Source organism: Paracoccus marcusii, assembly GCF_006151785.1.
Classification (GTDB): domain Bacteria; phylum Pseudomonadota; class Alphaproteobacteria; order Rhodobacterales; family Rhodobacteraceae; genus Paracoccus; species Paracoccus marcusii.
Genome location: NZ_VDDD01000154.1, coordinates 1 through 7084 on the forward strand (window position 1 = coordinate 1; position 7084 = coordinate 7084).

The 7084-nt window shown below is 71.0% G+C and carries 7 protein-coding genes; 4 read left to right on the plus strand and 3 right to left on the minus strand.

Features of this window, described 5'->3' with window-relative positions:
* A partial coding sequence (locus tag FHD68_RS16630) for a DUF4175 domain-containing protein (protein ID WP_139086256.1) occupies positions 1-2124 on the plus strand: 2124 nt, incomplete at its 5' end.
* Between the two features lie 4 nt (positions 2125-2128).
* On the opposite strand, the gene FHD68_RS16635 is transcribed toward FHD68_RS16630, so the two are convergent.
* Positions 2129-2911, minus strand: a complete 783-nt coding sequence (locus tag FHD68_RS16635; RefSeq protein WP_139086258.1) for a zinc-ribbon domain-containing protein — start codon at positions 2909-2911, stop codon at positions 2129-2131.
* Between the two features lie 113 nt (positions 2912-3024).
* On the opposite strand from FHD68_RS16635, the gene FHD68_RS16640 reads away from it, so the two are divergent.
* The 3 genes from FHD68_RS16640 to FHD68_RS16650 are packed head-to-tail and all read left to right on the plus strand — an operon-like array spanning position 3025 to position 5419.
* Entirely contained in the window at positions 3025-3699 is a 675-nt protein-coding gene (locus FHD68_RS16640) for a cell division ATP-binding protein FtsE (RefSeq protein WP_045982482.1), read from the plus strand.
* Positions 3699-4610, plus strand: a complete 912-nt coding sequence (locus tag FHD68_RS16645; RefSeq protein ID WP_045982483.1) for a cell division protein FtsX — start codon at positions 3699-3701, stop codon at positions 4608-4610. Before FHD68_RS16640 ends, FHD68_RS16645 begins: the two co-directional genes overlap by 1 nt.
* A complete protein-coding gene (locus FHD68_RS16650; RefSeq protein WP_127897799.1) occupies positions 4607-5419 on the plus strand; it encodes a lysophospholipid acyltransferase family protein in 813 nt (270 codons plus the stop codon). The genes FHD68_RS16645 and FHD68_RS16650 overlap by 4 nt, the downstream gene beginning before the upstream one ends.
* Here the strand turns inward: FHD68_RS16650 and FHD68_RS16655 are convergent.
* Both FHD68_RS16655 and FHD68_RS16660 read right to left on the minus strand, forming a co-directional pair.
* The gene (locus FHD68_RS16655; RefSeq protein ID WP_127897800.1) at positions 5404-5634 is read right to left on the minus strand and encodes a hypothetical protein; all 231 of its coding nucleotides are present in this window, start codon (positions 5632-5634) and stop codon (positions 5404-5406) included. The two genes, FHD68_RS16650 and FHD68_RS16655, sit on opposite strands and share 16 nt — an antisense overlap.
* A gap of 357 nt (positions 5635-5991) precedes the next feature.
* Positions 5992-6954 carry an acetyl-CoA carboxylase carboxyltransferase subunit alpha gene (locus tag FHD68_RS16660; protein WP_127897801.1) on the minus strand — a complete coding sequence of 321 codons (963 nt, stop codon included), beginning with the start codon at positions 6952-6954 and terminating at the stop codon, positions 5992-5994.
* Positions 6955-7084: the final 130 nt, after the last annotated feature.

Genomic DNA, 7084 nt, shown 5'->3' on the forward strand with positions numbered 1-7084 from the left:
CAGATGCGCGATGCCGCGCTGGCCGCGCGCGCGGTGCGCCCCGATGCGGACCTTGCCCGGCGCGACCCGTTCGCCCTGCGATTGGCGGGGCTGGTGGCGCTGGTGATGGCGCTGATCTTCGGGGGGGCGGGCCAGATGGGCCTGGGTCTGCGCGCCCTGGCCGCCACGATGGCCACGCCGCAGCCGGGCGCCGCGCCGCCGCAGGGGCCAGTCTGGGAGGGCTGGGCCGAACCGCCCGCCTATACCCGCCGCCCGACCCTGTACCTGAACGCCCTGGACGAGGGGCAGGTGTTGGACCTGCCCCAAGGCAGCACGGTCAGCTTTCGCCTCTATGCCCAGGGGGCAGAGGTGACCCAGGACATCGGACCCGTCACGTTGGACGATCCGACGGCGCCGGCATTCCGGGCCGACCGCACTGGCAGCATCGACGTCCAGGGACGTCGTTTCGCCGTGACCGTACAGCCCGATGCCGTCCCGGTGATCCGCGCAGGCGCCGCGCCCACGCGCCGCGCCGACGGGCGGATGATCCAGGATTACCAGGCCGGGGACGATCACGGCGTCATCTCGGCTCAGGCGGTCATCGCGCTGGACCTGGACGCGGTCGATCGCCGCTTTGGCCTGACCGTCGCGCCCGAGCCGCGCGACCCGGTGGCGCTGGACCTGCCCCTGCCACGGGGCGACCGCCGTGCGGTGCAGGGACAGCTGGCCGAGGACCTGTCGCGCCACCCCTGGGCCAACCTGCCCGTGACCGTCACACTGCGCGCGGTGGACGGGATCGACCAGGCGGGCCAGTCCGACCCGATGGCGCTGCCCCTGCCGGGGCGGCGGTTCTTCGATCCGTTCGCGGCCACCCTGATCGAGCTGCGCCGCGACCTGCTGTGGTCGCGCGAGAATGCCGGGCGCAGCGCCGAGATCCTGCGCGCCGTCACCTGGCAGCCCGAGGGGTTCGTCGAGGACGATCTGTATGCCGAGCTGCGCGCGGCGGTGCGGCTGCTGGACGGGGACGACCTGACCCCGGAAGCCCGCGACCGTCTGGCCGAGGTCCTATGGGAGGCCGCGATCCTGTTGGAGGATGGCGGTCTGTCGGATGCGCTGGAACGGATGCGCGCCGCGCAGGAGCGCCTGTCAGAGGCGATCCGCAATGGGGCCAGCCCCGACGAGGTCCAGCGGCTGATGGACGAGCTGCGCGAGGCGACCGACGCCTATACCGACATGCTGGCGCAGGAAAGCCAGCCGCAGGATCAGGCCGACAGCCCCGACCGGGGCGGCCAGCAGGGCCAGACCATCACCGCAGACCAGATCCAGGAGATGATGGACGAGATCCAGCGCCTGATGAACGAGGGCCGCATGGCCGAGGCGGAGGCCCTGCTGGACCAATTCAACCGGATGATGGAGAACCTGCAGGTTCAGCAGAGCCAGGGGCAGGGCGAGGGAGAGGGCCGGCAGGGTAGCCAGCCGATGAACCGCCTTGCCGACACGCTGCGCGAGCAGCAGGAGCTGTCGGACGAGGCGTTCCGCGACATGCAGCGCCAGTTCGGCCAAGGCCAGCAGCCCGGTGACGAGGGCCAGGACGGCGGCAGCATGGCCGACCGCCAGCGCGCGCTGCGCGAGGAGTTGGGCCAGCAGCAGGGGTTGATGCCCGGGCAGGGGTCACCCGAAGGCGACGCCGCGCGGCGCCAGCTGGACGAGGCCGGGCGCGCGATGGAGGAAGCCGAACAGGCCCTGCGAGACGGCGACATGGCCGGCGCGATGCAGCGCCAGGCCGATGCGATCCAATCCATGCGCGAGGGGATGCGCGCCCTGGGCGACATGATGGCCCAGGAGGGGCAGGAGGGGCAGGAGGGCCAGCAGGGCGGCGAGGGGCAGCAGCCCGGCCAGCAACCCGGCCAGTCGGCGCAGGGCAGCCAGGGGCAGCCTTATCAGGGTCGGCCGCAGTTGGACCCCCTGGGCCGCGAGAGCATGGGTGGCGGCAATGTCATCACCAACGGCGATCCGCTGGCCGAGGGGTTGGACCCCGCACGCCGTGCCCGCGACCTGCTGGACGAGATCCGCCGCCGCAGCGGGCAGCCGGACCGCCCGCAGGACGAACGCGATTACCTGGGCCGGTTGCTGGACCGGTTCTGACGGCTCAGCCGCCGACGCGGGCCGCCAGCCATTGCCGCAGTGCATCCAGCCCGTCACGCGCCGCAGCCAGCGTCCCCGACAACGGCCAGCCGCGCGTCTCGGCCACCGGGGCCAGCAGATAGACCGCCAGCACCGCCGCGGCGGCCAGCAGCGCCATCGTCATGCCCGCGCCGAAGCCGCGGCCCTGGCGCATCACCCGGATGGGCGTGGCCGTGGCACGGCGATGCACCGTGGTTTCAGCCTGCTGGCGCAATTCGGGCTGGCGCAGGTCCGGCTGGCGCCGTTCCGGTTCACGGGCGTCACGGGCGTCACGGGCGTCAGGGCCACTGGGTGCTTGGGCGCGGGGCGCATCCGAAATCGCGGGGGTCGGCGCCGCGATGTTCGGCGCCGCGATGGCCGGGGAAGGCGGGGGCAGGGCCGCGGGCATTGGGGGCAGCGTCACGGTGGTCGCGGGCCAGTCGATCTCCTCGGCGCCGGGGCGCGTGTCGTCCTGCCGTTCGGCGTCGCGCAGGCGGCGTTCGTGATCGACCTCGCTTTTCAGCATGTCCAGCACGTCCGGCGACAGGCGCGTGCGGGCCGGCGGCAGGGGGCGAGGCGTCTCGTCTTGGTCGGGGCGCCTGCTGAAGAACCGGCCCAGATCCAGTCGTCCCCCGGCGGCCGGGGGATGGGCCTGCCAGACATGGCCGCAGGCGGGGCATTCGACCTCGCGGCCGCCCTGGGGAATGGCGTCGGGGGGCAGCGCATATTCGGCGCGGCAACCCGGACAGATCAACTTGAATTCAGCCATGCCACCCTCGCATTCATCGTGCGGCTGTTCTATCAAGCGCGGGTCCGGCTTCCAAGTCGCGCCGGGCGCCAAGGGCCCGCACCAGACGGGTCGCAGCGGAAAAGAGGTGGCGCTTGATCGAGATGCGGGATGTCGGCTTCGGCTATCAGGGCCAGGACGAGCTGTTGTCGGGCATGACGCTGACCCTGCAGCCGGGCATGTTCCATTTCCTGACCGGACCGTCCGGATCGGGCAAGACCACGCTGCTGCGGCTGTGCTTTGCGGATCTTCTGCCCAGTTCGGGCCAGATGACGGCCTTTGGCCAGGACATGCGCGGGCTGTCGCGCGACGGCATCGCCGATCTGCGCCGCCGCGTGGGCGTGGTCCACCAGGACCCGCAGTTCCTGGACCATCTGCCCCTGGCAGAAAACATCGCGCTGCCCCTCTCCATCGCCGGAGAGGAGGTGGACATGGACGCGCTGCGCGATCTTCTGGGCTGGGTCCAGCTGTCCCAGCACGCCCGCGCCCTGCCGCCGTCGCTGTCGGGCGGCGAACGCCAGCGGGCCGCGCTGGCCCGCGCGGTGATCCTGTCGCCGGACCTGGTGCTGGCGGATGAACCCACGGGCAACCTGGACTGGGACATGTCCATGCGGCTGATGCAATTGCTGATCGAGCTGAACAAGTCGGGCAAGACCGTCCTGGTGGCGACCCATGACCTGAACCTGATCCGCGCCACCAAGGCGCAGGTGACGGCGCGCGTCCTGCGGATCACCGGCGGCAGCCTGCATCTGGCGGGGGCGGATCTCTGATGGGACGGCTGAATATCGGAAGCCTGTGGCAGGGCCTGACGGGTGACAAGGACGGCGCCGGCGACCGCATCGTGCCGCCGACCGGGTTCACGGCGCAGCTGACGCTGTTTTCCGCAGGCGCCATGGCGTTCCTGGCGGTGTTCGCGCTGGCGCTGGCGCTGGCGACGGGGCGGCTGGCCGACCGCTGGTCCTCCGAACTGGCCGGCAGCGTGACGGTCCGCGTCAGCGCGCCGGTGGCGGAACAGGACGCGCTGGTGCAATCGGCGCTGTCGATCCTGCAGACCACGCCGGGCGCGGGCACCCCGCGGCTGTTGCCCGAAGACGAGCTGGCCCAGCTGCTGGAGCCGTGGTTCGGGCCGGACATGCCCGTGGACGCGCTGCCCGTGCCCGCCCTGATCGACCTGCCCGTCGAGGGCGAGTTCGATGCCGAGGGCCTGCGCCTGCGCCTTGAGGCCGAGGTGCCGGGCGCGGTGCTGGACGATCACACCGAATGGCGCCGGCCGCTGGTCTCGGCCGCGAACCGGCTGCGGATGCTGGGCATCGTGTCGCTGATGCTGATCGGGGCCGCCTCGGCCGCGATGATCACGCTGGCGGCCAAGGCCGCGCTGGCCGCGAACGTCCAGGTGATCCGCGTCCTGCGCCTGATCGGCGCGCGCGACCTGACCATCGCCACGGCCTTCGTGCGTCGGTTCACCCGGCGCGCCGCGATGGGGTCCGCCGTCGGCACCGTGCTGGGCATGGGCGCGATCGCCATCCTGCCCGATGCCAGCGCCGCGGGCGGGTTCCTGACCGGGCTGGGCTTTCAGGGCGCCGACTGGCTGATGCCGCTGACCATCCCGCTGATCGCGGCGGGGGTGGGCTTTGTCGCCACGCGGTGGGCGGCGCTGAAGATGCTGGAGGCCGTGCGATGACCGACGGGGCGCGTCCCGGCGCGCTGACCCCCTGGCAGTACGTCCAGAACGTGCTGTTCTATGTCCATGTCGCCTGCGCAACGTTGATCATCGGCCTATTCGGCCTGCCTGCGCTGCGCCACGGGCGGGCAGGCGCGAACCGCATCGCCACGCGCTGGATCGCCTACATGGTCTGGGCCGCGCGCATCCACCTGCGCCTGACCTGCGAGATCCGCGGCACGCCGCCGACCCATGACTGCATCGTCGCGGCCAAGCACCAGTCGTTCTGGGACATCATGGTCATCGCCCATGCCGTCCCCCGCCGCGCCTTCATCATGAAGCGCGAGGTGATGCGCGTCCCGGTCATGGGCTGGTACGCGTGGAAGACCGGCTGCATCCCCATCGACCGGTCGCGCGGGCGCGACGCGATGGCCGCGATCAGCAGCACCATCAACCAGCGCCTGTCGGCCGAGGGGCTGGGCCAGCTGATCATCTATCCCGAGGGCACGCGCACCCTGCCGGGCCAGCGCAAGCCCTACAAGCAGGGCGTGGCCACGATCCGCGAGGGGACCGGCCTGCCGGTCGTGCCCGTCGCGGTGAACACCGGCATGTTCTGGCCGCGCAGCGGGTGGGGCATCCGCCCCGGCCGCGCGGTGGTCGAGTTCCTGCCGCCCATCGATCCCACCATCCCGGCCGAGGGTTTCCTGCCCCGCCTGCGGGCCGAGATCGAGACCCATTCCGATCGCTTGATGGCCGAGGCCGGGCTGGTCCTGCCGGAACTGGGCGACGCCGATGACGCCACCCGGAACCGCTCTCACCTCAGGTCGTAGTAGCGCGGGATATGCGGCCCCTGCGGCGGCAGCCCGATGTCGCGCCGCATGTGCGGGGACATCAGGTACGGATCGGGCGGCCGCGGCCGCCTGCGCCGTGGCAGCAGCGCCGCGCGGATCGCGGCCCATAAGACCGCCGTCGCGCCGTGTCGGGCGATCAGGCGGTGCATCGCGGGACGCAGGCGGGCGCTTTGCGGATGAAGATCGGCAATCATCGTCAGTCTCCGGATAGGAGGACCGGACAGGGCGGTGCCTTGTGCGGTCGATGGGGTTCAGGGAAGGGATGACGCCATGCGGACAGGCCCGCGGATCGCGGTCGTGTCAGGTCATGATGTCAGCGGGGTCTGCCTTGCGGCGGTCAGGCGCCTTGTCGCGACGACAAGGGACGCATCGAACCGGTGCGGGTCAGGGCGGGGGCATTGGCATATGATGTCATGGACCCCTCCTTTCGCGCATGCGTTGCGGGCAGGAGTGCAGGCTGGCCCAGCCTTGCATTTCGCGCAAGACGGCAAAACGCGACAGCCGCCCCAAGACGGGACGGCTGTTGCAGGCCGGTCACAGTATCGTGTGCGTCAGGCCGCGAGCCCCTTGGAGCCCATCGCCAGGAACTTGGCGCGGCGGTCCTTGATCAGCTGGTCGGGTTTCATGTCCGACATCTCGGCCAGCATCGCGGTGATCTCGGCGCCCACGGCAGCGATGGCCTGATCGGGTGCGCGCTGCGCCCCGCCCAGGGGTTCGGCGATGATGCGGTCGATCACGGCCAGCTTCTTCAGGTCCTGCGCGGTCAGGCGCAGCGCCTCGGCCGCGTCGCGCATCTTTTCGGCGTCCTTCCACAGGATCGACGCGCAGCCTTCCGGAGAGATGACCGAGTAGATCGAATGTTCCAGCATGGCGATGCGGTTCGCGGTGGCAAAGGCCACGGCTCCGCCTGACCCGCCTTCGCCGATGATGACGCTGACCAGCGGCACGCCGATCTCAAGGCATTTCATGGTGCAGCGGGCGATTGCCTCGCTTTGTCCCCGTTCTTCGGCGCCCTTGCCGGGATAGGCGCCGGGCGTGTCCACCAGCGTGATCACGGGCAGGCCGAAACGGTGCGCCATGTCCATCAGGCGGATCGCCTTGCGGTACCCCTCGGGGCGGGCCATGCCGAAATTGTGGTGGATGCGCGACTTGGTGTCGTTGCCCTTCTCATGGCCGATCACCACGCAGGGCGCGTCGTTGAAGCGCGCCAGGCCGCCCATCACCGCGTGGTCGTCGCCAAAGGCGCGGTCGCCCGCCAGGGGCGTGTATTCGGTGAACAGCGCCTGGATATAGTCGCTGCAATGCGGGCGGTCGGGATGGCGGGCGACTTGCGTCTTCCGCCAGGGGTCCAAGGTCTTGTAGAGGTCGCGCAGCAGGTCCGACGACTTGCGGTCCAGCGCCGCGGCCTCCTTCTCGACGTCGAGGGTGCCGTCGCCCTTGCGGGCCATGGCGCGAAGTTCCTCGGCCTTGCCCTCGATGTCGGCGAGCGGTTTTTCGAAATCCAGATAGACCATGCGGCATGCCTTTGGGGTTCGGGTTTGGCGCTATATAGGTCGGTGCGGGACGGGTTGCAACGCGGGCGCGGCGGCCGGCATCCGCGGGGCCGGGCGCCGCGCCCGCGTCACTGCAGGTCGGCGAAGGCCG

Excerpts from the sequence above, each read along its gene's own strand:
- FHD68_RS16660 (WP_127897801.1), bottom strand. The coding sequence starts at position 6,954 with ATGGTCTATCTGGATTTCGAAAAACCGCTCGCCGACATCGAGGGCAAG.
- FHD68_RS16635 (WP_139086258.1), bottom strand. The coding sequence starts at position 2,911 with ATGGCTGAATTCAAGTTGATCTGTCCGGGTTGCCGCGCCGAATATGCG.
- FHD68_RS16655 (WP_127897800.1), bottom strand. The coding sequence starts at position 5,634 with ATGATTGCCGATCTTCATCCGCAAAGCGCCCGCCTGCGTCCCGCGATG.
- FHD68_RS16650 (WP_127897799.1), top strand. The coding sequence starts at position 4,607 with ATGACCGACGGGGCGCGTCCCGGCGCGCTGACCCCCTGGCAGTACGTC.
- FHD68_RS16645 (WP_045982483.1), top strand. The coding sequence starts at position 3,699 with ATGGGACGGCTGAATATCGGAAGCCTGTGGCAGGGCCTGACGGGTGAC.